At 49.5% G+C, this 24399-nt stretch carries 19 protein-coding genes and 1 pseudogene; 5 read left to right on the plus strand and 15 right to left on the minus strand.

What is annotated here, in order from left to right; all coding sequences use genetic code 11:
• Nucleotides 1-112: 112 nt before the first annotated feature.
• The 5 genes from LZ24_RS12050 to LZ24_RS12070 form a co-directional block, all read right to left on the minus strand.
• Nucleotides 113-1810: a TIGR03545 family protein gene (locus LZ24_RS12050; protein WP_144685558.1), complete on the minus strand. Its 1698-nt coding sequence runs from the start codon at nt 1808-1810 to the stop codon at nt 113-115.
• 16 nt (nt 1811-1826) lie between these two features.
• The gene (locus LZ24_RS12055; protein WP_186443110.1) at nt 1827-2330 is read right to left on the minus strand and encodes a TIGR03546 family protein; all 504 of its coding nucleotides are present in this window, start codon (nt 2328-2330) and stop codon (nt 1827-1829) included.
• Nucleotides 2331-2404: 74 nt separating this feature from the next.
• Nucleotides 2405-3499 carry a mechanosensitive ion channel family protein gene (locus LZ24_RS12060; protein ID WP_144685560.1) on the minus strand — a complete coding sequence of 365 codons (1095 nt, stop codon included), beginning with the start codon at nt 3497-3499 and terminating at the stop codon, nt 2405-2407.
• Nucleotides 3500-3521: 22 nt separating this feature from the next.
• Entirely contained in the window at nt 3522-7226 is a 3705-nt protein-coding gene (locus LZ24_RS12065; RefSeq protein ID WP_144685561.1) for an AAA family ATPase, read from the minus strand.
• Complete coding sequence (locus LZ24_RS12070; protein ID WP_144685562.1) at nt 7223-8500, minus strand: exonuclease SbcCD subunit D C-terminal domain-containing protein; 1278 nt, start codon at nt 8498-8500, stop codon at nt 7223-7225. The genes LZ24_RS12065 and LZ24_RS12070 overlap by 4 nt, the downstream gene beginning before the upstream one ends.
• Before the next feature lie 591 nt (nt 8501-9091).
• On the opposite strand from LZ24_RS12070, the gene map reads away from it, so the two are divergent.
• From map to LZ24_RS12090, 5 genes are all read left to right on the plus strand, one after another.
• Nucleotides 9092-9997, plus strand: a complete 906-nt coding sequence (map, locus tag LZ24_RS12075; protein WP_186443111.1) for a type I methionyl aminopeptidase — start codon at nt 9092-9094, stop codon at nt 9995-9997.
• A 115-nt stretch (nt 9998-10112) separates the two neighbouring features.
• The gene (locus LZ24_RS12080) at nt 10113-10613 is read left to right on the plus strand and encodes a YchJ family protein (RefSeq protein ID WP_144685563.1); all 501 of its coding nucleotides are present in this window, start codon (nt 10113-10115) and stop codon (nt 10611-10613) included.
• Nucleotides 10603-11448: a 1,4-dihydroxy-6-naphthoate synthase gene (locus LZ24_RS12085; protein ID WP_144685564.1), complete on the plus strand. Its 846-nt coding sequence runs from the start codon at nt 10603-10605 to the stop codon at nt 11446-11448. Before LZ24_RS12080 ends, LZ24_RS12085 begins: the two co-directional genes overlap by 11 nt.
• A gap of 205 nt (nt 11449-11653) precedes the next feature.
• The gene (locus LZ24_RS17250; RefSeq protein WP_186443112.1) at nt 11654-11797 is read left to right on the plus strand and encodes a hypothetical protein; all 144 of its coding nucleotides are present in this window, start codon (nt 11654-11656) and stop codon (nt 11795-11797) included.
• 74 nt (nt 11798-11871) lie between these two features.
• Nucleotides 11872-12120, plus strand: a complete 249-nt coding sequence (locus LZ24_RS12090) for a hypothetical protein (RefSeq protein WP_144685565.1) — start codon at nt 11872-11874, stop codon at nt 12118-12120.
• 53 nt (nt 12121-12173) lie between these two features.
• Here the strand turns inward: LZ24_RS12090 and recB are convergent, their stop codons facing one another.
• From recB to LZ24_RS17255, 10 genes and pseudogenes are all read right to left on the minus strand, one after another.
• Nucleotides 12174-15704, minus strand: coding sequence for an exodeoxyribonuclease V subunit beta (gene recB, locus LZ24_RS12095; protein WP_144685566.1), 3531 nt, complete (start codon nt 15702-15704; stop codon nt 12174-12176).
• Nucleotides 15701-16327 (minus strand): DUF4276 family protein, encoded by a 627-nt coding sequence (locus LZ24_RS12100; RefSeq protein ID WP_144685576.1) that lies wholly within the window; start codon nt 16325-16327, stop codon nt 15701-15703. Before LZ24_RS12100 ends, recB begins: the two co-directional genes overlap by 4 nt.
• A 2-nt stretch (nt 16328-16329) precedes the next feature.
• Nucleotides 16330-17493 (minus strand): AAA family ATPase, encoded by a 1164-nt coding sequence (locus LZ24_RS12105; RefSeq protein ID WP_144685567.1) that lies wholly within the window; start codon nt 17491-17493, stop codon nt 16330-16332.
• Between the two features lie 39 nt (nt 17494-17532).
• Nucleotides 17533-17964 carry a hypothetical protein gene (locus LZ24_RS12110; protein WP_144685568.1) on the minus strand — a complete coding sequence of 144 codons (432 nt, stop codon included), beginning with the start codon at nt 17962-17964 and terminating at the stop codon, nt 17533-17535.
• Nucleotides 17965-18104: 140 nt separating this feature from the next.
• Nucleotides 18105-21344: an exodeoxyribonuclease V subunit gamma gene (gene recC, locus LZ24_RS12115; RefSeq protein ID WP_144685569.1), complete on the minus strand. Its 3240-nt coding sequence runs from the start codon at nt 21342-21344 to the stop codon at nt 18105-18107.
• Nucleotides 21345-21374: 30 nt separating this feature from the next.
• Complete coding sequence (locus tag LZ24_RS12120) at nt 21375-21569, minus strand: hypothetical protein (protein WP_144685570.1); 195 nt, start codon at nt 21567-21569, stop codon at nt 21375-21377.
• Between the two features lie 122 nt (nt 21570-21691).
• Entirely contained in the window at nt 21692-22861 is a 1170-nt protein-coding gene (locus LZ24_RS12125; protein ID WP_186443113.1) for a PD-(D/E)XK nuclease family protein, read from the minus strand.
• Between the two features lie 135 nt (nt 22862-22996).
• Complete coding sequence (locus LZ24_RS12130) at nt 22997-23329, minus strand: hypothetical protein (protein WP_222427625.1); 333 nt, start codon at nt 23327-23329, stop codon at nt 22997-22999.
• 63 nt (nt 23330-23392) lie between these two features.
• Nucleotides 23393-23722, minus strand: coding sequence for a hypothetical protein (locus LZ24_RS12135; protein WP_144685573.1), 330 nt, complete (start codon nt 23720-23722; stop codon nt 23393-23395).
• A 358-nt stretch (nt 23723-24080) separates the two neighbouring features.
• Nucleotides 24081-24399: pseudogene (locus LZ24_RS17255) on the minus strand (hypothetical protein); the annotation flags it as partial.

Raw genomic sequence — 24399 nt, forward strand, 5'->3', positions numbered from 1 at the left:
AATAAGATTGCGTCACGGGCAAATAGCCTGGGGCCTGTGCATCTGCCTTGCAGGTATGGTACCTGGAAAACGGTGCTGATCAGTTACAATAAACTTTTTTAAAAAATCCCTCTCAGATATCCAGCCTCCCCGCCATATTCAGACGCTCATCCAGAACCGCCCTCAGGTCTGCCATACCCCCCAGCTGATTCTCCAGCTCACGGATCTTTTTATCTGTCATGGCATGGACTTCTTCATGGAGACGGGCACGCAGGGTTTCCGTTGCTTCTCTGGCGGCTCTGGTAACGGCTCCCCGCACCACCGCATCCAGACTGGATGAAAGCCTTATTTCAGGTCTTTCCAGTGTTCCTCCGAGCCTGCCTTCCACGCTAATGCGCTTGACATCCTTCAGGCCCGATGCCACAGCCGCCCTTACCCTGTCTCCGGAATCGGGCATCTCAAAACGCACACCGTCAAGGTCAAGGGCTATTTTTCCCTGCAAATCCCTTCCTCTGCTGAGAATATCCAGCGTCAGATCTGCCCTTTCAGCATTCAGGGCAAGATCCCCGCTGCCCATGGTGTCAGGATGCCATCCGCTGACCCCTGCCTTCATATGATCACTCGGCGCTTTTGGATTCACACGGTTAAAAACAAGCTCCAGATCAACGCTTTCAAGATCTGAAAGACTGTCTCCCCTGAAACGGATTTCCATGGGACTTCCCACCAGAGGCTGCCGGTTCGTTGCATTGCGGAGAGTCCCCTTGAGATTCCCGGCCGGTATTTCAAGGGAAAGGCCTGCACTGCGGATAAGAAAATCCGGCCGCTCCGGGATTTCTGCAAACAGGATATCCACGCCTTCACTGCGCAGTGCTTTTTCAGGCTCTGGTTTCTTCTCCCTTTCACGAATCCTTTCCAGCAAAGGCTCTGCCCTGCGGTACAGGGCAAGCCCTTTACGCAGACGGCCCTCCCATTCAGGGCCAAGGAGAATGCCCGTGATATTGCCCAGGCCCTCATCGGAAATCCCGTATTTTTCCACAAGCTGATTCACATCCTCTGCGGCCATGCTGCCAAGGGAAGCCATCCGCCTGCGCAGGTCAGCAAGGCTCTCTTCCATTTCCTGCCGCGTATTCCTGAGGGCCAGAATGTCTTTTTGTACATCGTCCCTGATCTGCTGCAGCTCCCTTGCTCCCGTAAGTACACCGCTCAGTCCGCTGCCCCTTTTAAGATTGTCAATGCGTGCCCTGTAGGCTGCCAGATCATCCATATCCGGCAGATTTCTGAGTCTTTCATCAAAGCTTTCATATTCCTCGCTTAAGGCCTTTTTCAGTTTTTCCGCCTCTTCCAGCGACCCAAGGGAAGCCCTGTCCAGAATGGTTTTCACATCGGGAATTTCCATGGATGGCACGGGGATACGGTCCATGGCCCCTGAGGCAGGCCTTTCTTCCTTCTCCACCGGCTTTCTCTCGGGCAGAGCGCCGGATACCCTGCGGGGCGTTCCCAGCCGGATACCCTCCACGCGCATTTCCGTCACTTCTATCTTACGGAGCATGAGTGCCTTTGTATCCATACGCATACGGATGCTTTCCATCTCCACGGCATTGGTCATGGGTGCATCCGGGTCCGTCACCCGGATACCGGAAAGGCTGAGTCCCAGAGGAAAAAGACCGGGCCTTGCACCGGCCACATCCACCTTTGCCCCCACCATCCGCGTACCTGCCACTTCAATGGCCTTTGCAATGAAGGGACCGGATAAAAACATGAAACCAGCCACAAGAAGAGCAGTTATCACAATAAAAGCCGCAAGACCCGGCCAGCGAATCCACTTTGTCATTGTTTTTCCCCCTTTTTCAGCCAAGCGACTTATAGGCCATGAAGATTTTCGTTCCTTTAATAATCTGGGCAATGCGGGTCTTCTGAATCCAGCCCATAAACTGGCTGCGGTATTTTTTGATAAGGAACTGGAGCATAAAAAACAGAGGAATGAAAAGAAGAAGGGAGATCACAAAGCTTCCCATGAAAACCGTATTGTTAAAACGGATCAGGCGCAGCACAGGCATGTTGTAAAGGCTGGTCCAGAACCCTTCGATGCCCGGATGGGAAAGCAGCCAGAAGCCTGCTCCATGGAAAAGGGGATCCAGAAGAAAGGCCAGCGCCGTAAAAAGCCCCCAGCCCAGAAAAAAAGCCGAGAGGTTCACCTTGAGCACCAGCACCAGAAACAGGAGGCAGAGGGTGAGGAGGCCAAAGAAGGGCGTAAACCCGGCCACCATGGAAAAACACAGGGCAAGACTGATCTGACCCGGTGACGCTTCCGAGTTCAGGATCTTTAAAAAAGAAGCAAGGGGTTTGATCATGGCATCCTTTCCTTTCAAACGGGTAAACAGAAGAGAATCAGACCGCACAGGGATTCTTCCATAAACATGAAAATTCAGGACCGCATCCATACATCCCTCTGGGGAAAGGGAATTTCAATTTCATGACGGTTCAGGGACTTATAAATTTCCATATACAGCTCATGGGAGACAAGGCCCCTTTGTTCCGGCTTTTCTATCCAGCAGAGCAGCTCAAAATTCAGACTGGAATCTCCGAAGCCCCGCATACGTACACGGGGCTCAGGGTCTCTGCACACGGAAAGATTCCCCTTTGCCACCTCCCCCAGCACAGCAGTCACCTGATCCACATCGGAACCATAGGCAACGCCTACCTTTATGCGGATACGGTACTTTACCCAGCGACCGCCGGACTCGTTCACGATCTTTGAATTGGCCATGAGGGAGTTGGGAATGATAACTTCCACATCATCTCTGGTCAGAAGGCGGGTGGAGCGGATTCCCACCTTGGTGACCTCTCCCCTTTCCTTGCCGTCCAGCACCACATAATCACCCATCTTGTAAGGTGCATCGGCGATAATAAAAAAACCGGCAAAGAGGTTGGCAAGGGTATCTCTGGCGGCAAAACCCACGGCAATACCTATAACACCCGCCGAAGCCAGCCAGGCCGTGGCATCTATATTCCAGACCTGAAGCAGGGCATAGGTGCCAATGGCAATGATGATCACCGTCATTATGAGATCAAAAAGGGGCAGGGTTCGTTCTTCCACAATGGCAAAGCGGTCCCGCACCCGGCCCAGCATCTCCAGAAAAACATGGCTGGCTTTCAGTGCGGTCCGGATCAGTTGAAGAATGAGAATACTGACCAGTATCCGGGTGGTGAGTGCGGTGGCAAATTCCCCCAGAGGCAGGGTGTGCAGGGCTGTGACAAGGCTGATGTACCCCACAAGGAGTGCCGCAACGCCAGCCCCCATGCGCACAAGCTGACCCATGGATTCAGAATCCGCCCGTTTTGTAATCTTCAGGCCCCAGAAAAGGATAAAGGCCCGCAGGAGAAAGGCCAGACCAAAACCAAGGCTGAGGATAACAAGCCCCAGAAGAAAGGGGTAGGTGGCCAGAAGATCCCAGCTCCCCTCCAGCCATGGGGGCAGCCATAGGGGTGTATCAATGGAAGCATCAGCGATCCCGTTCATGGGCTTATCCTTTCTTTTTTTATCATTCAGGCTGCCCGCAGCCCGGTCCCTGAATCCTGCTTCTGCCGCCGGGACCGGGAATCACCTGTATGCGGCTGGCCATGCGTTCACGGATACTGGAAACATGGGAAATGATACCAATGAGCCTGCCATCCTTATGAAGGGCGGACAGGGTTTCCAGGGCCATATCCAGCGCCTCCTCGTCCAGGGTTCCGAAACCCTCGTCCAGAAAAAGGGAATCCACCCGTATATTTCTGCTGGACATACCGGAGAGCCCCAGAGCCAGTGCCAGACTGACAATGAACCGCTCTCCGCCGGAAAGATTCTTTGTGGACCGGATCTCCCCTGCCTGATAGCTGTCCACCACACAAAGCTCCAGAGGCGAAGCCACATTCCTTGTCAGAAGATAGCGATCCGTCATTTTTTCCAGTTGCCGGTTGGCATATCCCAGCATGTACTCAAAGGTGAGACCCTGGGCAAAATTACGGAATTTTTTCCCGTCTGCGGAACCGATCAGAACATGCAGATCACCCCAGCGGCTGCAGATTTTCTTCTGCAGCTCTTCGGCATCCTTTTCCCTCTGATAGGCCTCCTTCTGTTTTGCATGGTCGACGAGGCGCTGGCCAATGGCACCGGTTTCCTGCTGCAATCGGGTAAGATCCCCCTCCAGACGGGCAATCGCATCCTGAAGTTCCGGAGCAGGGGTCTCTGTCAGGGCTTTTTCCCGTTCCGCTTCAAGAAGGGCTGTCTTTTCCTTCCTGCGTAAAAGAAGCTCCGTTTCTTCCTTCTGAAGCTTTTCCGCCTCCTGCATCAGGCTTTTGCGTTCTTCTTCCCCAAGGCAGGCCCCCTGATAATCCTTTTCATCCTGAAAACCCGCATCCGGAAGCTTTGATACAAAATTTCCTTCTGCCTCTGCAAGGGGACCGGCCCTGAGCCTGCGGGCCTCCTCCAGATCAAAAAGCCGCTGCCGAAGCCCTTCCCGCTGCTGAAAAGCATCCTGCAGGGCCTTGCTCCTGTCCGCTTTATGTTTTTCTGCCTTCTCAATGCCTTTTAAAATCAATGCTTCCTCGGTATCCGGATTCCGGTCACCAAGGAGTTCCGAGCGTTTTCCGGAAAGGGCTTCCATCTCTTCTTTCAGGCGAAAAATAGTTTTCTCAGCTTCCTGCTTTTCCCCATCCAGCCGCAGCTTCTCTGCGGCATGGTGTTCCAGCCGCAGATCAAGGGTCTGGATTTCTGCCATGAGGGTCTGCCTGTTTTTTTCCCGGGCCATCCACTCCCTTTTACGAAAAACAAGCTCCTGCCGCACCACTTCCAGAGATGCCGCTTCCAGAGATGCCGCTTCCGGAGATGCCGCTTCCGGAGAAGAAATCCCATAAAGGGCAAGAACCCCTGCAAGGCCATCAGAGATTTCCCTGTACCGGGTATTGATCTCCTGAAGCTCAGCCTGCAGGTGTTTCACCTCAGTCAGTGCGGCTTCCTTAAGATACTTTGCATCCCGCAGGCTGTCACGGCAGTCGGCTGTTGTCTTCAGCAGTTTTTCAGCATCCTTTTTATCTTTGAGGATTTCCTTTTCAAGGATCTCTGCGGCCCCTACCCTCTCCTGAACACTCTGCTGAAGCCCCCTGTTTTCCTCCCCCATAAGCGGCAGAACATTTTCCAGTTTTTCGGGAGATTCCTTCCATGCAAGGGCCTCCATGGCCCTTTGGATTTTTTGCTCCGTCAGCTCCTGATCCCCAAGGGTTTTTCTTTTTTTCAAAACAAGCTGTTCTTTATCCTTGCGCAGCTCAGCTTCCTTCACCCCAAGGGCCATCAGTCTTTTTTCTACAAGCTTCAAATCCTTACGCAGTTTTTTCAGCTCTTCTTCCGCCGCATCGGGCAGGGGAAGGTTTTCTTTAGCATAGGGATGCTCCACGGAACCGCAAAGGGGACAGGGTTTACCGTCCTCAAGCCTTGTCCGGGCTTCCTCCATATCCTGAATTCTTCGCAGAAGAAGCAGCTGCGTTTCCAGCAGACCGGCTTCCCGCTCTAAAACGGCTTTTTCAGCCTCTGCCTTTTCCATGGAAAGGCCAAGTTCCTTTTCAGCCCTTAAGAGCCCTTCCTCCTGATGCTTTAAATCTAAAGATTCCTTTTTCAGGGCGGCGGCATCGCTAAAGGACTGGCCCAGGGCATCAAAAAACGCCTGCTTTTCCTTCAGCTCCCAGACCTGATCCCGCCATGCCCCCAGCTCCTTTTCCTGCAAAAGCTTTTCAAGCTCTGCCTGCTTTTCATCAAGAACGGCCTGCAATGCCAGCGCTTTAGCTTCGGCTTTTTCCAGATCCTTACTTTTTTTCACCCGGTCTTTTTCCGCAAGAGCTGCTTTCTTCTCCGCCTGATCCACAGCTTTCAAAACAGAAAGGGACTTCCCATGGATATCCTGCAGGGCATCCAGCCGGGCTTCAATGCCCGTAAGGTCCGTGACAAGGGAAGCATCCGCCGCCTGACGCTTCAGCCAGGCATCCGTCTCATCAAAAAGCCCTGCGGCCTTCAGCCGTTTTTTTTCATCCTTTTTCTGCTCACCAAGGCAGGCGGCCATTTTTTTTTCCAGCTCTTCCAACGACCTGAGTGCGGCTGTAAAGGGAGGCCTTTTTTCATCCATCCGGAGATCCAGCTCACGAACCCTGCGAAAAACGGGCTGCTGTTCTGCAAATGAGGTCCGGATCAATCCAAGGGCCTGCTCTGCCTCTTCCAGCATTTTTTCCGCATCCCTGCAGGCCTTCTCACACAAGGGCATTTCCCCCAGCCGCTGTGCCTGACTCTCCGCATCCCTCTGCTCTTCCCGCCTAAGGGATGTGAGGGCCGCATACATTCCGGAAAGCTCCAGTGCCAGCATAGCCCGCTTCAGCTTCTTTGCCTCCGGCTCAAAATCCTGCTGCCGGACCTCAAGGGCTTCCTTTTCCCCTGCAATGCGAGTCAGTTCTTCTTCAAGAACTGAAAGGCCTTTCAGCCATGCAAAAGCTTCTGTCTTCAGCCTGAAAGCCGCCTTCAGATCCTTTTCCAGAAGAAGGTTTTCTTCACGCTTTTTCTCCTGTTCCTGCACCTCTTCACGGCTCATCAGCACAAGATTTTTTAAGCCTGCGGAAAGTTCTTCCAGCTTTTTTTTCTCCAGAGCCAGACGCCCATGCACCCGCATGGAAATCTCGCCATAAATTCCCGTTCCCGTAATCTGCTCCAGAATTGTGGAACGGTCATCGGAGCTGGCTTCCAGAAAGGCGGCAAAGGCACCCTGGGCCAGCATCATGGACCGGGTGAAGCGTTTAAAGTCCATGCCCGTGACTTCCTCCACCCGGAGGGGAACCTCACTCAGGCCCGTCATCACAGAATCGGGCAGATTTTCATCCACAAACTCATGCCTTGCATTCTGCAGTGCGCCATCATGTTTTCTGCGGGCACGGTGCTGGCTCCAGTGACAGCGGAAAGTCCCTGCTCCGGTTTCAAAGCGCACCTCCGCAGAACAGGTGCCGGTCTGACGGCTCATGATTTCATTGGTACTTTTATTCACTTTTTCAAGGCGGGGCGTACAGCCGTAGAGGGCCAGACAGATGGCATCCAGAATGGTACTTTTCCCGGCACCTGTCGGGCCGGTGATGGCAAAAATACCATCCGCCACAAAGGAAGGATGGGTAAAGTCTATGGACCAGCGGCCCGTCAGGGAATTGAGATTTTCAAAGGAGACCGAAAGAATTTTCACGATACAGGCCTCCCCTCTTCTGCAAGGGCAAAAAGAATCTCCGAGAAGTCCTGCTGCAGGTCTGCCCGCTGATCCTCAGGAATCCCATGGGCCTCAAGGCAGCGGTCAAAAACCTCCTGCACATCAAGATCGGCAAGGGTTTCCTCTGCCCTTCCCTTCTCCAGAATCTGCTCTGAAATCTGCCTGTTTTTCACACATAAAATGGACATGGACGACCCTTTCACGGCTTCGTCCAGAGCTTGTCTGAGATCGCCCATGAGCTCTTTACCCGTATATAAAACTTCCAGCCAGGCATCGGAAGCACCAAGGGAGAGTTCTGCAATGCGGCCTGCAATCCCATCCCAGCCTCCCTGAATTCTTTCCAGCTTCTGAAAAACAGGCACGGGAACCAGAGAGAGGGCGGGACCAGAATCTCCAAAGGTGACAAGGCAGACACTTTTTTCCCTGCGGGTTTCTCCAAAACCCATGGCCAGAGGCGAGCCGCTGTATCGCACAAAATCCGATCCTCCCACCTTCTGCGCCGAATGCAGATGCCCCAGAGCCACATAATCCGCAGATTCCGGGAAAATGTCTGCGGATACATGGGCAAGGCTTCCCACATAGAGATCCCGCACGCCATCCCCTTCAACGCTCTTTCCTCCTGCGGCAAAAAGATGGCCCATCACAATGAGGGGAAAAGCCCTTTCAGGCTTCTGCGCCTCCGCTGCCAGTAAGCTGCGTTTTTTTTCCGCGAGAACAGACACTTCCGCATAGTGTTTCCGGATACCTGCAAGCAGGCTGGCCTGTTTATCATCGGCACTTTCTCCGGCTTCGGAAACCCTCACATCCCTATCCTTAAGAAAGGGAACGGCACAGATGACAGCCGTATCCGGAAAAGCACTTTCCCCGTTTCCGTCATCCTTTTTTCCCGCATGAAGAATAAGAATTTCATCCTCAGGACTGCCCGTGACCTCCCCCACCACATGCACGTTCAGGGCATGGAGAATTTCACGGGGAGCATTGAGAAAGGAGGCAGAATCATGGTTACCGCCCGTCACCACCACATGGCGGCAGCTTCCCTGTGCCATCTCACAGAGAAAACGGTAATACAGGGCCTGTGCCCGGTGGCTGGGGGTTCTGGTATCAAACACATCACCGCTGATGAGAAGAATATCCACGGCTTCTGCGTGAATAAGCTTGCCAAGCCACAAAAGAAAAGCCTCAAACTCTTCATAGCGCTGCTGATTGTAAAGGGTGCGGCCAAGGTGCCAGTCTGAGGTGTGTAAAATTTTCACGCATTGTCCTTTTCTTTTCTGATAAATCGCCATTTTTTCAAATGAAAGGGTGAGGCGTGAAATGGCGGAGTACGGATATACTAATGAGTTTATAACACACTCGACATTAAGCCAAAACATACTGACTGCCTTTTGCTCTAAAAAAAACTGGCAAGAGCTGTTGGCTGGATATCGGAGATAAGGAAAAGGATCAGCATATAAACTGATTAGCCCGATCCATTGACAAGCAACTCATTTTTTTAAAAAACTGCCTCAAAAAGAATAGCTGTGTCTAAAATTACCGAAGATAGATTAATTTTGAATCCTGCGCCTTATATTTGAGACATATTGCTCATAAAAAGACTTTTTTGAAGCCTCACCGCCCTGTTGAGGGGTGCAAAAAGTCTCCCGAAACACCATAGGAGAGGTGTGGCTGAATGTGACGGAGGATTTGGGATGTTGACTTGGCTTACATTCTTTTATACTTTTCTTTTCTTTCAGGCCTTGCCTGAAAATTTACCATAGCAGCTTTTGGGTTCATCGGGAAAAGGAATGTCCTTTTTTACAAGATCCACAAGTGGCTGCCAGCAGGCATGAAAAGGAAGTCATCCAATGCAGCTTTTGATGAAAATAGGACGCAATGACCCCTGCCCCTGCGGGTCCGGGAAAAAATATAAAAAATGCTGCGCCAGCCGTAAAGAGCCCCTGAAGGTGGATTTGAATAAATATTACCAGCAGACCTATGGTATCCGCCTGAAAAGCAAAGAACAGATAGAGGGCATACGCAAGGCGGGTCAGCTTGTGATGGAAACCCATCAGATGGTGGCAGAGCATCTGAAACCCGGCATTACTACGGATGCTGTGAATGAACTGGTGCATCACCATACCCTTAAAAATGGCGGAATTCCTGCCCCCCTGAACTACAGAGGCTTTCCCAAAAGCGTCTGTGTTTCTCCCAATGAGGTGATCTGCCATGGTATTCCCGGAGACCGGGTGCTGATGGACGGGGACATTGTGAATGTGGATATCACCACCATCCTTGACGGTTACTACGCCGATGCCAATTACACCTATTTTATAGGTACGCCTTCGCCTGAGGCAAAGCGTCTGGTGGCCGTCACCCTGGAAAGCCTGAGAAGGGGGCTTGCCATGGTCAAACCCGGCAATACCACAGGGGATATCGGATGGGCCATACAGCGTTATGCCGAAGGTGAGGGTTATTCCGTGGTCAGGGAGTTTGTGGGCCATGGCGTGGGGCTGGAATTTCACGAGGGTCCCCAGATTCTTCATTTCGGAAAAAAGGGAACCGGTGTACCTCTGGTTCCGGGTATGACCTTTACGGTGGAACCCATGATCAACCTTGGAAAAAAAGATCTGTATATCCTTGAGGATCAGTGGACGGCCGTGACCAGAGATGGCCGCCTTTCCGCCCAGTTTGAGCAGACCATTGTGGTGACCGAAGAGGGCTATGAAAGCCTGACACCCTTTTCTCTGGAAGGTTTTGTGCAGGCTGTCTGATGATTTTATGCTGCCATGCACCTGTCATGGGGACAGCTTCCCTTTCAGGGCTGTTTTGCTTTGCCGGGTAACATAGCTGCTTTGTCTTACTTTGAGAACAACCAAGGAGAAAAAAATGGAACAATGTCCCTGCGGTTCTGGCCAGACCTTTGATGCCTGCTGCGATCCTTATATTTCAGGCTCCGCAAGCGCACCCACCGCAGAAGCCCTGATGCGCTCCCGCTATACGGCCTATGCCCGTGTTGCCATGGATTATATTTTTGAGACAACCCACCCGGATCAGCGGGGCGATTATGATGCCGATGGTGCCAAAGCCTGGGCAGAATCTTCCCAATGGCATGGCCTTGAAATTCTCGCCAAAGAAAAGGGGCTGGAAGGGGATGCGGAAGGCAACCTTGAGTTTGCGGCCCATTTTTCCCAGGATGGCAAGCGCTATGTCCACCATGAGCGGGCATTTTTCCGTAAGGGTGATGATGAAAAATGGTATTTTTACGACGGCCAGCCCGTTACGACGGAGACGGTTCGCAGGGAAGGGCCCAAGGTAGGCCGCAATGATGCCTGCCCCTGTGGCTCCGGTAAAAAATACAAGAAGTGCTGCATAGATAATGCCGCATAATCAGGGGGCCGGGCTCAGCCTGGCCTTTTCTCCCTGCCCCAATGATACCTTTATCTTCGAGGCCCTGATCCATGGGCGTGTGCCTTGTCCCGGTTTTTCTCCGGAGGCCGTGCTTGCCGATGTGGAAACCCTGAACCTGTGGGCTTTTCAGAGGCTTTATCCCCTAAGCAAACTTTCCTTTGCCGCACTGGGACGGCTTCGGGACAGCTATGCCCTGCTTCCTTCGGGTGCGGCTCTGGGGCGGGGCTGCGGTCCCCTGCTTGTGGCCCGAGAGCCCATGGACAGGCATCGGCTGCGGGGTTCGGTCATTGGGGTTCCGGGGATGGATACCACAGCCACCTTTCTTCTGCGTCTCTTTCTGGGAAAGGATCTGGATCTGCGGCCCATGCCCTTTGAAACCATTATGCCTGCCCTGCGGGATGGACGGGTGGATGCCGGAGTCATTATCCATGAAGGCCGCTTTGTTTTCAAAGAATATGGCCTGATCTGTATTCAGGATCTGGGCGCTTTCTGGGAGGAGACCACGGGCTTTCCCATTCCTCTGGGGGGCATTGCCCTTAGAAGGGACATGCTTTCTTCGGCACAGATCCTGAGCCGAGCCATCCGGGAAAGCATTCTCCATGCAAGGCGTTTTCCCGAAGGGGCCATGCCCTATATCCGCTCCCATGCCCAGGAGATGGCAGCCCATGTCATGGAAAGGCATATTGCCCTTTATGTGAATGATTTTTCCACAGATCTGGGAGAAGAGGGCAGGGAGGCCGTGGCGTTTTTTTTCCGCAAGGGAGAGGAACTGGGACTTTTTCCTGTATGTGAAAAGGATTTTATGGCCTGCTGAGGCTGCTCTAATGGCATCAGTTTGATCAACACCCCTCTTCTCTACGACGACTTAAAAGTTCTTCTTCGATAAGATCTTTTGTGCAAAGAGAAGTCTGATCAGTAGTTCCAGCTTGATCTTTGAGCTCTTCATTGGTCTTTAAACTCTGCATAGGCCTATGCCAGATTCTCCCCAAGCCATGGGCTGATTTTTCCGCTGCGATGACATGGAAAAACCCTACGGCTGGTCATGGTCTGCGGATGCTGAACTTTTTGATATTCCGCAAATGGCCCCCCTGACGGCCTTTTCCTTCCGCATGATGGAAGAATTTCTTCTGTCTGCCTGCCGCCCGCATCCCTTAAGGCCTTAAAACCCAATTTCCGCCATGCCTCCAAAGTTTTAGAAAGCATCCATGCAGCTCAGCTGAAATCCTGGCCGGACAAGGTGAAAATCCTGAGCCGCTCCCAGCCCCTGACACCCCCCGGCATCGACAACGCCGTTCTGGATACGGTGTACGAATGCCTCATGGAGGGCAGAAAATTTTCTGCCTCCTACAGGCGCAGGGGCCAGAAAGATGCGGTTATTGATGTCATTCCAGCAAATTTTGAAAACATGCCCAAAGCCATGGCAAAAGTGCTGCCCCCCTTTTTTCCCGTTGGCAGTTGCACGGTGAATGTCTATTCAAAAGCCTGATTTTGCAAGGGTTGCTGCCGAACAATCTTCTGCCCAGCTTCCTGGCAATATTCTCAACCAGCACTGTTCAGCAGTCCTTCCGCCAGCATCCACCCTGCCATTTCCCGGATTCTTTCCAAGGGCGGTTTTTCAAAGAAAAGCCCGCATCCCGGTGCATTTTCAGGGTTGACACCCCGCAGAAATACATAGGCCACCCCACCAAAATCCCGTTCATAATCATAGTCTTTGAGGCGAAAACTCAAATATCGGTCCAGTGCCAGAACATAGAGGTGATACTGAAGGGTATATAGATGAAGGGCCATTTCCCCTTTCAGATTTTCAGGGCTGTAGGCCCCGTAATCTGCCCCCAGATCATTGGATTTCCAGTCCAGCAGGTAATATTTACCCTGATGGCGGAACACAAGATCCATCACTCCCCTGAGATACCCGGAACTTCTTGAAAAATACAGTCTTTCAAGCTGGGGAGGCAGATGGTCACAGGCCCCCATGGTAATTTTCTTTACCCATTTTGAAATGGCATCGGATTCCAGAATGTTTAATGGATAATAAAAATCAAGCTCCCGGAGCTGATCCTTCAGCCCCACATCCTTCAGGCTGAAACCTTCTTCCCCGAAGGGCATGGCAAGCACCCTTTCCACCATCTCCAGAATGGCTGGCAGCCAGGCCTCGTCATATCCGAAAAGATAGAGACTTTTGCGGACCTGAGGTTCAAACTGCTGTGTGGCTTGGGTAAAGTCGATGTTTTCAAAAAGATGATGCATGAAGTTTCCGGGCCTTGCCCCTGCTGGGAAAGAAAAGATGTCACCGCCCGGATCTTCGCTTTTTCTGACAGGCCTTTCGCCACCATCCCTGTCCGCAGGGTTTTCCATGTATTTTCCCGCCACAAGAGAAGAAAAACTTGTGATGCGGAAGGGATCGGCAGGCAGATGGGGCGGCGTGCAGCAGACAGGAGAATCTTTGCTTTCGTCCTGATGGGGGAGTTGAAGATGCTGGTCATCGGGAAGGGAAAGACAGGCAAGGACACCTTCTTTTGACAGGGCTTCCATATCCTGCTTTACCTGACCGGCACCGGGAATGGCGTCCGCCTCATTGTGCAAAATCCAGTTACAGGCTCTGCCTTTGGTATTATTGATGGAACCCCAGACCGCATAAACCCTGTGCCGGGCACGGGTCAGGGCCACATAGAGAAGCCGGGCCTGCTCTGCCATGGCTTCTTTTCTTGTTAAATCCTCTTCACGAGCTTTGTCCGCCTTGCCACCAAAATCCACACAAAGCCGGTTTTCCAGCTCAGGATCGTGGAAGGCCATGATTTTTTCAGGGTTGCTCTGTCCTAAAACATCCGTAGCACTATGAATGAAGGGACAGAAAACAATGGGATATTCAAGGCCCTTGGAACGGTGGACGGTAATCACCCGCACCCGCTGCCCGTCACTTTCAAGGCGCAAGGGAGCTTCCACACGACGGGGGAATGCGGGATTGCCCTGCCGCTCTAACCAGCGGTAAAGCACTTCCGGTCCCCGTTTTTCATCCACTTCAGCGGAATGGAGAATTTCTGCCAGATGAAGGAGGTTGGTCACCTGCCGCTCTCCGTCTCCTGTTCCCGCAGCCCGAACCAGCACCCCGCCCTTTTCGTAGAGGTGGGAAAGCATGGGAAAAACCCCTTTCTCCTGCCAGAGGTTCCTGCATTCCATAAAAAAAGAACTTTCACGGTTGAAAGCGGGTTCATCCCGATTCAGGGCATCAATGGCCTTCATGGAAAAACCCATGATGCCTGTGGCCAGAGCCCGCCTCACTTTGCCGCTGTTCCATGGATGGAGAATGGCGGCCAGCACGGGTAAAAGCTCTTTGGCTTCAGCACTGTCAAGCACATTGCCATCGGCATGGATAACCGCAGGAATGCCTCTGTCCGCAAGGAAGTTTCTTGTCTGGAGGGCTTCCCGGTTACTGCGAACCAGAACGGCCATGTCGCCCGGCTCCACCCCCTTATCACCGATGCGGATATCCCCTTTTCTTCCACCAGAAAGGAGCCTTACGATTTCATCGGATACGGCTCCAAGGGCCATGGGAACAAGTTTACCCACTTTCATTTTGCTTTCTGACGATGCAAGCCAGAAGGTGAAGGGCGAGACATTGGCTGGATCGCTAAGGATTTCCCTTGTTTTGGGCGCGGCTTTCACCGGATGGAATTCCATCCCCTCCAGCACAAAGGCTTTTGGATTTTTTTGAAAAATCAGATTTACAGCCTCAATAAGCTCAGGATCGGAGCGCCAGTTGTAATCCAGCGTATAGCGATTGCTGCTCTTTTTTGCAGCATCGAGGTAGGCAAAAACATCGGCTCCCCTGAAAGCGTATATGGCCTGCTTGGGATCGCCGATGAGAAGAAGGGGCAGGCCCGCACGGGCAAAGACGGCATCAAACACAGCATACTGCACGGGGTCTGTGTCCTGAAACTCATCAATGAGGGCAGCCCCGAAAAGCTCCCGAATACGAAGGCACATGCCGCCATCCCTGTCTTCAAGAACGGCATCCCTTAGCCTGAGAAGAAGATCATCAAAGGTGAGAACCCCAGCTTTTTCTTTAAGCTCGGACTCCCTTAAGCGTGCGGCCTGAACAAGATTTTTTATAAAAAGGGCGCGGTTTTTAGAATGAACTGAAGGGGCACTTTTTTTTAAAACTATCCAATAATCACAAAGATCAAAAAACTCATGTTCCGGGCTGGGTTGATTTTTTTTCGTTTCCTTCCTGATATTGGTCATCGTCAGTTTTTTTATGACTTTTTCAGGCAGAGAGCCATGGCCTGAAATCCAGTTGTCGAGATTCAATAAATCATCGTTAAGGCTATCCAGTTTGAATTTCTTTTGACTACGGCTTAAGGCCTTATCTTCACAAAGAAGGATGCGCAGAGAGGCCCCCTCTTCACGCCATATTTTCTTTAGCCTGCTTTCAAGTTCCTGAAGTTCTCCATCAATATCCCTGAAACTTCCTTCAGGTAAAAGCTGTAAATCCGGTGCCCCGTAACGCCCGGCCATTTGCATGAGTCGCTCAGGTGTCAGATTCTCCAAAAGCCGGGCGGCTGTTTCCGGTTTCAGGGAAGCCACATCCCTGCGCCAGACATCATCGGCTGCATTTTGCCGCAGAAGCCCTGCATCCGTAAGCAGTTCCGCATCAAAACGAAGACCGGATTCAAAGCGGTTTTCCCGAAGCATACGATAGCAAAAGGAATGGATGGTTCCGATGGCGGCCCGGTCAAAATTGCGGATGGCCGCAAGAATTCTGCGCCTTGCTTCCGGACTCTTGCCATGGCGTTTGGCCATTTCTCCGGAAAAAGCTTCTTCAAAAGACTTTTCTTCCAGAGCCGCAAGGGTATCCCCAAGCCTTGCATAGATCCGTTCCTTCAGCTCGCCGCTGGCCGCTTCCGTGAAAGTGACCACAAGAATGCGTTCTACGGGCAGGCCATGCTCAATGACAAGGCGCACAAAAAGACTGGCAATGGTGTGGGTTTTGCCCGTTCCTGCACTTGCCTCCATGAGCAGGGTGCCTTCAAGGGGGGTGTTCACTGGGTCAAAGGATGGCATGGGGGTCATGGTTTTGTCTTTCTCAATATATCAAGGAATCTTGAGGCCCATGGGGAGGCCTTTGCTATTGTGTTTGGATCAATCAGAGCAAGAATCTTGAAAGAATGCTCTCCCTTGCCGTATTTTGATTTGGTTTTGCATTTTTTTGTTGCATCGGAAAGGGCTTGCAGAATTGTTTCAGGAGAGATGGATTCAATGGGCTTTTCTTCAGATGGCAAGGCTTTCGGGTTGAAACCCTGACCATAGAATTTCTGAAGAAAAACCCTGTCTGTTAAAAACCATGATTCCATACATTGAACCATGAGATGGCAATCCGTGTTTTTGGCTTTAACAGGTTTTTGCCACTGATCTTTTTTATTGGAATGAAGATGTGCCCAAGGTTCCCAGTTTTCAGGATGGCCTTTTTGGTGCTGGCTTGAGACAGGCCCTTCGCTGTCCACAAGCAGCATGGCTTCTTCCCCCCTGTGTATAGCTGTTGTGAACGCATCCAGCGCATCTCTGCGGCTTCCGCAAGCGACTATCCTCGGCATGGAGCCAGCCAGCCCCGCTTTTTTCAGGAAATCGGAAAATCCCTTTCTGCAGGCTGTACGCAGAAGGTTGGTGTCCCCTCCGCCTTCCACGTAGAGTTTCATTCCTACCACCTTGTTCCTCCTATTTCTCCCCGTGTCCATAGTGCGCCAAGACGATATTTTTCAAGCCAAGGTGCAAGGTTCTCAGGGCAGAGACGGCGAAGCTGGGTTCCGTTTTCATTTTTTTCACAGACAAGAACAGATTCCGGCTGATCATGCATGGCATCCACCAATACATCGGAGTGGGTGGTGACAATCACCTGACAGCGGGTGGAAGCTTCTTTCAAAAGTTCAGCAAGTACGGGCAGAATATCGGGGTGAAGGCCCAGCTCCGGTTCTTCTATGCAGATGAGGGGGGGAGGTGAGGGATGGCAGAGGATAGCAAGAAGAGAGAGATAACGTAGAGTACCGTCAGAGAGTCGGCTTGCAGGTATGGCGTGTCCATTTTCCTGTAAAAATACCTGAACGGTTCCACCTTCAATCTGTACATCATAATCTTCGATTCCTTCGTAAAGGGCCTGAAGAGCCTCTAAAAAACGATGTTTTACAGCAGGTTCCCTACGGAGTCTGTTCAAAACAAGGCCGAGATTGCTGGAGTCCTGCTCCAAAATGTCATTGGGGAGATCTGTCTTCTGCGGCATACGGCTGATCATGTGACGACCAAATTGCCATTCCCGGTAAAGCCTGATACGGGAATAATTTTCTGCAAGGGATGTCAGTTCCGGATATTGATCCGGGTCTTTTCGTTGGGAAAGAATAGATTTTTCAATGCTGATATTTTCCGCTTGCAGGGTTCGAAGTTCCCCTTTCACATTGAGAAGAGGTCTGCCGGAATTAAAACTGTAATAGGGTAAAGATTCCTGTCTGTCATCTAAAAGGGGTATTCTTTCAATTTTTTCATCCACAATCTCAAATCTCTGATTTACCGCCGAAAAGGAAAGGAAATGACGGAAGTTCCAAGGGCTGTTGGGATTTTCTATTTCAAAATCAATGGAAGCTGTGGCCTTTCCTCCTGCTCCTCTCCAGAGCCATTCTCCCACGCCTCCCCCTTCACGGATAATTTTTATTATCTGGTCCGGAGTATTACGAAGCAGATCAATGGATTCAATGAGATTGGATTTCCCAGAACCATTGGGGCCGATGATGATATTCAGGTCATGTAAAGGAAGAAACTCTGAAGCATCGCCAAAGCTCAGAAAATGATGCAGCCGGATTCCCTTGATGAACATATTTTTTCCCCTGTTAAATCCAAATAAATTGGGAATGACTTAATGCACTGTAGGTGTAGTTTTATCATAAGGGTCAACATAGGTTTTGTTCTTCCCAATGACTGTGCCCGTAATCCGCACATGGATAACCTTATCCTTGTTACCGTCATGGATAGACAGCATCCCTTTTTTTAAATCTTCAAAATAACAAAATACACTAAGGCAATCATTAAGCATTACGGCACCATGGTAAAAATTGGTATTATTCACATGCAAAATTCTTGGTTGTGAGGCAATAACTTTACCATTAAAATAGCTTTCACCGACAGCCATAACAGCCTGAATCAAAATTTTATTCTTAACAATTTTAGCATTCTTTATTATGGGATGCTGCTCCACAATATCAAAAAAGTAATTTGCAATTATACTAAAATCACTTTCATTTATGAGCTTATGTTTCAACTTCTTTAAATCTTCAATATAAGGCTTCATTATTTCCTCCCGAATAAATCAAACTGACTCTCAATATTATTCAGATATTATCACAGAAACAGGCAAAAACCACTGGCAAGGCCAGTAGTCTTTGATTTCATAATAAATACGGACCACATAAAGCTTATAACGTGTTGGTATCATGATTTGTTATCTTTAAGCACCTCAAGAATGGGCAGCCAGATGGCTTCTGCAATTTCAGTAAAGGGCTCTTCAAAGGGATTACGGCCCCGCCAGAGGATCAGGTCTGAGGCAGTGGACTTGGCATGACCATTAAAACCTCCACCCTCCCATGCTTTCTGAAGTTTTTCTTCCATATCCTCAAGATTTTCATTTGCAGAAACGGCATCTGCCCACACTTTGGAAACAGCGGGAAAAAATGCAATGGGCCTTGAGTGACTTTCTGAATATAAGCCGATCAGATATTTAAGGTGATGCATGGCATCTTTTCTGGAAATGGCAGATGCCATAAAAAATTTAGAGTCCAATCCTTTGAGTTTTCCTTTTCCCTTTTTCTGTTCACCCACCAGATAAAGATCCAGTTCCATATCCATGGCCCGACGCACAAGGAAATAAAGCCAGGCTGCAAGTAAATGTTTTTCCTTCAATTGGCCGGGCCGCCAGCGTTTTTCCTCTTTGCCATCAATGATGGGAAAACTTCCCTCCAGTTTCAGGCCTTCCAGTTCCAATGCAAAGGGTTCCTGCCCTGAACCTGCTTCTCCTGGAGTTTCTCTGATCAAGGAGACCAAAGCCCCTGACTGCACAACGAGATCCTGCACAAGATTTTTGCCCGGACTTCCCATGGGCAGCATACCTTCAGCCTCCAGCCTTGTCATAATCTCAGGGACATCCCTTCCATCCAGAAGGGCATTACAGATGGCATCCTTAATTATGTAGGTATCCAGCCCGCTCAGGGTAAAAGTTTCCCGGTCTTCGGAGACTTCCTCTTCCCTTTCCATGGCAATCCCAAGGATGCGTTTAAGGAAAAAAGCCGATGGATCTTCATAAAAGCGGATCAGGTCTTCAAAGAAAAGGGTATGGCTCTCAGCTTCAGCTTCCAGCTTTTCATCCTGAAAAATGGCTTTTACAGACTCTTTTTTTGTATAAAGGGCTTCGGCAATGTCCCTGAACGGGGCATGGAAGGAAAAGGGTCTTCCGGGTTTTGGGGTTTTTTCTAAAAACAGCTTTAAAGAAAAGGGCTGCATGGGGTGGTTCTGCAAAAGATTTGGCGGAAGACCTCCCTCGTCACCTTTTACGGCATCCAGAAGTTCCTGAACCATCACCGAAGGCGGCAGGGGCTGATCATCTTCCGGACGAAAACCCGTACAGGTAATGATTAGCCTGTCCCGTGCGGAAAGAAGGGTTTCCAGAAAAAGATAGCGGTCGTCATCCCGGCTGGACCGGTCTCCGGGTCTCGGCTCCTGCTGCATGATATCAAAGGCGGGTCTTGGCCGTGAACGGGGAAAGGCTCCGTCATTCATACCGCAGAGACAGACCACGGAAAAGGGAATACAGCGCATGGGAACCATGGCGCAGAAGGTAATGCCGCCGCTTAAAATCATCCCCCCCTGCCCTGCCTGTTCCAGCCGCTGCGCCAGAACGGAGCGCATCATGGAAAAGGAGAGTTTTTCCTTAAGATTTCCAAGGCGGGTTTCTTCCACAAAGGTATCCAGCATCACACGCAGACCAAGGAATTCTTCCGTATTACCAGCATTTTCATGGAAAAGTCCCTGCACGAGATCCCAGAGAAGATCCATCCATTCACCGGGACTGCGGTTTTCTCTGATATCGCCGTAAAAGGCCGTAAGTATATCCATGAAGCCAAGGAGACTGTTCAGGGTATCGGCAGCTTCTGGCCCCATGGGATCATGGGCCAAGATGCCGCCAGCTTCCGGCATGCCCCCTTCATCTTCCATGGCCATGCCCAAGAGCATACGGTCTAACCCGAATCGCCAGGTCTGGGAAGGCTGCCCCGGCAGATCCATGGCTTCTTTGAAGGCTGCATCCAGGCCCCAGCGGATACGGGTATCCACCAGCCATCTGCGGATGCGATCCAGCCCTTCCTCATCCAGACTGAATTTTTTTGCAATGGGTTCGGCTTCCATAAGATCAAAAACCTCAGAAGCTCCAAAGCGCGAATCCATGAGCTGCATCACCCGCAAAAGCAGCCCGGCCAGACCGTTTTCCATGGCAAGGGGCCGCTCGGAGATGGAATAAGGGATACGTCTGCCATCGGGAAGGGAGCGGCTGAATACCGCATCAATATAGGGAGCATATGCGCCAACATCGGGAAACATCACAAGGATATCCCTTGGCTTTGGTGGATTTTCTTCCGAAAAAAGGCGCAAAATCTGATCCCGCAGCACCTCCATCTCCCGCATGGGGCCATGGCAGCGGTGGATGGCTATGGAATCATCGCTTTCCAGTACATCTTCAGAAAGCGGTTCTGACGGAAGGATTTCTAAGGAAAGAATACGGGACTGCAAACGATGCAGCAGGGTGTCAACGCCCGGCTCTAAGGAGTGGCGCATTTCCTCCCCCCTCATGCCTGCCAGTCTCCGGAAAAAATCCTGCCCGGTTCTGCCAAGGGATGCCAGCAGGGGATGCCCCTTTTCCGCATGGAGATCTTCAAGGGCAAGGCCTTCTTCTTCAGCCCTGAATGCACTTTGTTCCCAGAAGGCTTCACAGCGCACCTCGCCCCAGTATTCCTGACAGGGATCAAGGAGATACCAGCGGATGTCAACGCTTTCGGATAAGAGCTCAAGAAAATCCAGATACAAAGGAGGTAGGGCAGAAACCCCGAAAATGGAAATCCTGCGGGGAAGTCTTGCGTTTTTAAGGGATGTTGCTCCAAGTTGAAGCAGGGCTACCCTGTGGGGAGCGTCTATATTTTTATGGAGCATACGCCAAAGCTCGGCCTGAAAATGATCTTCCTCTCCTTTTTCCCATGCAAGAACTCTGTCGGGCCTGAACATTAGATATTGGTCAAAGAGGTCTGCCAGCATGTCTGCAAGCTGAAAACGCTTCAGGGGATCGTCACCCATGTAGCGATCCACAGCCCCGCTGTCGGGAGAATCCGGTAAAGATGCCAGGGCTTCAAAGCAGGCCCAGCGAAGGGTATCAGGTTTCCATGGGTCTTCGTCAGGAGAAAGGGGAGAGACAGGCCGAAGAATCTTTGTCATGAGACTTGCCGGAAAAAGAAAACGGGTATTGGAAGCAATACCCGCCCATTTGGCCATTTCCATGGACAGCCAGCGTTCCATGCCCCGGCTCTGCACCACAATGATTTCCGGCTCCATGGGGTCCGAAGCGTCTTCCATGAGATGGGCGGCAAGGTTTGCGGCCAGCACTTCCATGCGGTTGCTTACGAATCGTTGCATAGGGTGTCTTTCATGTAATAAAAAGCTGTTTCAAACTATTTTATGTTCAGAGGAAGCACACATAGAACATTTTTTCTTTTCAACATCCTGTTTGCTTAGCGGATGAGAACATGTCTTACAGTACCCGGAAACCCTTCCTTCAGAGCCTATTATTTCCTGTTCATACATATAAGCCTCTGCAGCTCTTTCCTGCTCTGCGAGCATTGCCTCCTTGACTTTTCCCATGGATAATTCTCCACATCATAATCATTAAAAAAAATTGCAAAACCCTATGTTTTCACTATGACATACCTGTTAAAGCACAAGAAAATCAAAGTAAAATATGGGTTTTGCAATTGGCTTTATTATCAAGAATTCATATTTACAAAAAATTCTTTTTCCATAAGAATTGCTACAAAAACACTTCCTGCAATCCAGTTATTTCCTGTCTTTTCCATGCTTATCCCCCAACTTTTATCCTGGATTATTTCTACATCCATGGCCTTTAAACTCTGTTCTCCACCTTGCACACCAATAAAAACCCTATCTCCGTAATCCAAAGCTATTTTGTAAAGAGCAGAAACCCCAAAGCGACCTTCCCATTCCATATCAGGCGCTTCTCCTCCCAACAGCCAATTTGCCAACTCTTTAAACTGTTTCAGCGGAATCCAGTTTCTCTTATCTGCCATATTTTGGGAAGTAAACTGGAATGACCAGGTTTCAAGCCTGCTTTTATCCATTTTTAAAAGACCACTCAGACCTGCTTGCACACCTACAAATCCGCTTTCTTTTTTCTTCAACTCGCCAAGGGTAAGTTTGGCTTCCGTTAAAAGATTCAATCCGCCGGAAGAATTCTTTCTTTTGTAATCATAACCTGAAAAATCATTGGCAATGAAAGTAATAAGAGCTTTGAGGGTATGTCGTGTATACTCAGAAACCGGATCAATCAGGCCTGTCGATTCTTCATGCAGTATTTCCAGTATAAGATCCGTAATGGAAGGAAAACCCATTTTGTTTTTCTGCCATGTCACCAATGTTTTAAAATCTCCGGCATCAACACTCAGTTGGTTAAAAACCCTTTCAATTTTCTGATCAAGTACCTCAGCATTCTCACTGACGGGAACAAGATAAATTACAGAGATTTTCTGATTCTCATCCTTTTTATTTTTCAGGCCCTTATACTGCAAAGAAAGTTGCCCATCTGTGCTTGATTTTGCGTAAATCTTATTTTCTATGGAAAAAAGCCAGTCTTCGATACCCATTACGATATCTACAAAACTGTTATCAACGGAATATTCAAGATCAATCCAGAATCTAAGCTGGTTTTCATCTTCCACTCTCATCCGGGATTTAAGCCCGCCCGCAAAAATAGAAAAAGCCTTATCTTCTGAAGGTGCAATGGCGTTGATGAACTTTGAAAGAAAGGTAAAACCGAGACCATGTTCCATGGCTGGATTCAAAAACCACGCCAACACAGCCGATGCCGTTTCTTCCTGAAAACTTTTTTTACCAGAAGCCATAACTTTAAAAATATTCATTCGATAAAATCCTTCGCTAAAAAACAACTTTAATTTCAAGTACATTCTCTGTATGTAATCAAATAAAAACTTATAAGTCGTGCTTCCAAATAAGAAAGCACGACTATAGCCCTTAGCCGATTAATTTTCAAGATTTTATTCTGGAATAGCAACGTCACCAGCAGGTAAACGTATATCCAGAAGCTCCTGAAGACCTAAAACACATTCGCCAGTGACATCATCGGCGTCATGATAACCATCCAGAGTAAGGTCATATTTATCCCCACATTCTATTATATCGCTGCCATTTTGAAGAATTACAGCAGAAGCACGACCCATATCGTGGTTCACCTCGAAAATATAAACGATACTGCCATCATAGGTTCTGTAAAAGCGCCCCTCTTTCGGTACTGGAGGTATGTGCTTTGTGTAATTCTTCATAATATTTAATGTTTTTTTCAGATTCATGAATGCGGCCCTGTTTCCCATAATATCAGCTCCTTTGATAAAATATTTAAGCCAATGCCCCCCATATTTAGCCACCTGGAAAAATCAGGGAAGCAAAACATCCAGCTTTTCATGGAGTCCATAACCAAGCAGATCAAAATCGATATACGACCGGCGAGACTGTGGCTTACCATCACAACCAAGATCGTATTGATCTCCTGGCTTCATTTGTCCCACATCCCCACTTCTGAGAATTACGGCTTCAGCATCCCGACCCCATCTCTTTTCTATTGAAAAAACAAATGCAATGGCACCATTATAAGTACTGTAAAATCTGCCCTTTTCCGGAACAGGGGAAATGTGGTTTTCATATTTACATACAATTTCAAATATTTTATCCAGCTCTTTTACCATATCGCTGTTTCTCATGACCATGGAATGCCTCCTTTTTCAAAATTTTTTGTGAAAGATCCTGCCTTATTATTCTTTCCATAAAGCCCTGCAAAATCCTCCTTTCTCAAGTTCAAAAAAAAACATTTGATGTTACCCTTGCCATACTCCCATAACGAAGTGCAAAAACAGGTTACACATGTCACTTTTTTTTAAATCTTCATGCTGCATCCATGGATTCTGGTTTACAGGATACACCCGAAAAGCGCACCAGTCGGACATATCCATAATAATATCCAATAGAAAAACTTCCGCTTATTCCGGTTTTAAAATTTATGGTCATACAGCTTGAAGGTGATTGCAGGGTGGAAGTTAAAACCTAAAATCCCGCTCATTTTTATACCTACGAAGGCTCTTTAGCTCCAAAGGCTTTGAAGATAGTTTTTTGAAGCTTGGTTAATGGGAAAAGGATTCTAACTCCCTTAATTTCCTGAATGCGTAGTTTGGATAAAGTTAAAATCAGCTCTTTCATTGTCATTTTGCAGTACAATTTTTCCTGCACCATCGTGTAATGGATCTTTGACAACAATATAAGCGCCAAAAAACCAACGAAGGTTTTGTTCCAGGCCTTGTGATTGCTGTGAACCCTTAGCCTGCCAAGATCAAGATTGTTTTTCATGCGGTCAAAGCCTTTTTCAACGACATCCTTATCCCTGTAAATC

The sequence above is a fragment of the Desulfobotulus alkaliphilus genome, assembly GCF_007830435.1.
Taxonomy (GTDB): domain Bacteria; phylum Desulfobacterota; class Desulfobacteria; order Desulfobacterales; family ASO4-4; genus Desulfobotulus; species Desulfobotulus alkaliphilus.